Genomic DNA, 2,885 nt, shown 5'->3' on the forward strand with positions numbered 1-2,885 from the left:
TCTCCATGAAGCTTGCGACCACGCGCGGATTGACGATCGAGATCTCGGCCACCGCATGCGCCTTGGCGAACGCGGCTTCCGTTGCCGCCTTGTCGCCGATCGAGACGTCGAACAGCACGTTGCCGGCCTTGTCGGGCCAGACCTGCGGCGCGCCCTTCTTCACGGCGTTGACGACGCCGGTCACCGCCGGCAGCGGGCTCCATTTGACGTCGATCGCCTCGATCGCGTCGCGGGCCTGATCGATGGTCTCGGCGACGACGAAGGCGACGGCGTCGCCGACATGACGCACCTCGTCCTTGGCGAGGATCGGGTAAGGCGGGCCGGTGAACGGATCGGTCTCGAGATTGAACAGGCAGGGCAGATTGCCGAGATCCTTGACGTCCTCGGCGGTCAGGATCAGCGCGACGCCGGGAAGCCCGCGGGCGCGGCTCACATCGATGGTGTATTTGGCATGCGCATGCGGCGAGCGCAGCATCAGGCAGCGGAGCGCAGACTGCGGCGCGTAATCGTCGGTATAGCGGCCCTTGCCGCGGATGAGCGCGTCATCCTCCTTGCGCAGCACGCTTTGGCCAACGCCGAACTTGATGGGAGCCGCCATTTTGTTTTCCCGTTCTCATGGTTGTTTTGCGGGCCATATTGCCGTGGAAAAAGTGGCAAGGCAAATGGGTTTAGCCATGCGCTTGGGCCGCAGGCCGGGAAAAGCACCGCTCACCTTCATGACGCCCGCCGTTCGAACGCTTCGAGGCTGACCTATTCCGAAGTTCTGCGGCGACCTGACATTGGCGGACGGAGTTCAGCCAAGGCTGCTATCCGTCGTAGTGGCGAAAAATCGACTTTCCAAAGATCGAGTTCAAACAGTTCCCCGCGCTGGTCCATGTTCAGCGCGACCGAGACCGGCACTCCATCTGCATCATCAAATTCCGCTTCCCCAATACACTTGCCCAAACTCCGGTCTGCGCTGCCCACAAAGCGCAGGCTGCCCATTCCACCGTCGTTCATGTCTTCGACGAGATTAAAATCGCCATGCGAAGATGAAGATTGCCCTAGAATGTAGACAACCAAGTCACGCTCTTTGGGGGTCAGTGGACGTGGCATTTTTTCTCGTAGCGATAACGCGCATCGGCTATATCATGCCGCACTCGCGATGTCGGCCTATGATCCGCGGTTGAAGTTCACTGAGGTTTGCTGCAGCGCGTCTAACCTCGCACCAGCGAGACCAGCCAGCGGCGGCCGAACAGCACCAGAATCGCGAGCGCATAGACGACCGTGCCTCCGACCGCGAGCAGGACCAGCGTCACTTCGTCCCGGAAGTGCATCGCGCCCAACAAAGGACCACTGAAGCGCGCGATCAGCCAGAACGCGGCGGCCAGGATGAGGCCGGTCAGCAGGAATTTGGCGAGCGACATCAGCCAGGCGCGGTCCAGCACGAGGAAGCCTCGCCGCACGGCGAAGAACAGCACCAGCAAGAGATTGGTCCAGACGCCGACGGCGGTTGCGAGCGCGAGGCCGATCTGGGCCAGCGATCCCATCAAGGCGACCTTCAGCGCGACGTTGACGGCGATGCCAGTCAGCGACGCGCGAACCGGCGTCGCCGTATCCTTGCGCGCATAGAAGGTCGCGACCGCACTGCGGATCAGCACGAAGGGAATCAGGCCGATGGCATAGGCCGCGAGGGTGCCGCCGGCGGCCACCGCGTCGGCCTTGGAGAACGCGCCGCGGGCGAACAGCGCGCGCATGATCTCGTCGGGCACGGTGAGGAAGGCCGCCACGAACGGGATCGAGAACAGCAGCGTGAAATCGAAGGCGCGGCGCTGCGCCTTCATCGCGCCGTCGTGGTCGTTGGCCGTGATCCGTTTCGACATCTCCGGCAGCAGCACGGTGCCGATGGCGATGCCGATCACGCCGATCGGGAGTTGGTTGAGGCGGTCGGCATAGTAGAGCGCCGACAGCGCGCCCGCGGGCAGGAAGGTCGCGATGATGGTGTCGGCGAACAGCGCGACCTGCGTGCCCATCGAGCCCAGCGTCGCAGGTCCCAACGCCTTGAAGAAGCTGCGGACGTCTTCGTCGAGCTTCAGCGGCGCAAAGCGCGGCAGTCCGCCATGGCGGGCGAGATCGCCCGCGAGCAGGAAGTATTGCATGAAGCCGGAGATGAGCACGCCCCAGGCTGCGGCGTGGCCCGCGGTTGGAAACCAGGCGGCGAGCGCCAGCGTCATCATCATCGCGACGTTGAGGAAGATCGACGCCGCCGCAGCGCTGGCGAAACGCTGCATCACGTTGAGCATGCCGCCATAGAGCGTCACCAGCGTGATCAGCAGCAGATAGGGAAAGGTGATCCGCGTCAGCTCGATCGCGAGCTTGCGCTGCTCGGCGTCGTCACTGAAGCCCGGTGCGAGGATGCTCATGGCCTGCGGCATGAACAGCCAGGCGACGATCAGCAGCACCACCTGCGAGGCCAGCAGCAGCGTGAAGATGCGGTCGGCGAACAGGCTTGCCGCCGCCTCGCCCTTCTCGCCATGGACATGGGCATAGGCAGGCACCCAGGCCGCGTTGAAGGCGCCCTCGGCGAAGATCGCCCGGAAATGATTGGGCAGCCGCAGCGCCACGAAAAAGGCGTCGGCCACGGGGCCGGCGCCGAGAATCGCCGCGAGCATGATGTCGCGGGCAAATCCCGTCACCCGCGAGAGCAGCGTAAAGCCGCCAACCGTGAAGATGCGTCCGAGCATGCGTCTGTTTTAGAGCATGGCGAGATCAGGTCTAGGTGCAAACCGCGATGGAGCTGCGCTCCCTCCCCCGCTTGCGGGGAGGGCTGGGGACAGGGTGTCTCCGCAATCAAGACTCCCCAAGAGGAGAGAGCCCTCACCCGCGCCTTCGGCGCGACCTCTCCC

At 64.2% G+C, this 2,885-nt stretch carries 2 protein-coding genes and 1 pseudogene; all 3 read right to left on the reverse strand.

What is annotated here, in order from left to right; translation table 11 throughout:
- Positions 1 to 598, reverse strand: a pseudogene (locus AX729_RS09115) (xanthine dehydrogenase family protein molybdopterin-binding subunit); the annotation flags it as partial.
- 152 nt (positions 599 to 750) lie between these two features.
- Positions 751 to 1,095, reverse strand: a complete 345-nt coding sequence (locus AX729_RS38515; protein WP_082770386.1) for a DUF6984 family protein — start codon at positions 1,093 to 1,095, stop codon at positions 751 to 753.
- A 101-nt stretch (positions 1,096 to 1,196) separates the two neighbouring features.
- Positions 1,197 to 2,723: a murein biosynthesis integral membrane protein MurJ gene (murJ, locus tag AX729_RS09120; RefSeq protein ID WP_061022155.1), complete on the reverse strand. Its 1,527-nt coding sequence runs from the start codon at positions 2,721 to 2,723 to the stop codon at positions 1,197 to 1,199.
- Positions 2,724 to 2,885 lie beyond the last annotated feature (162 nt).

The organism is Bradyrhizobium sp. CCH5-F6, assembly GCF_001556045.1.
Lineage (GTDB): Bacteria > Pseudomonadota > Alphaproteobacteria > Rhizobiales > Xanthobacteraceae > Bradyrhizobium.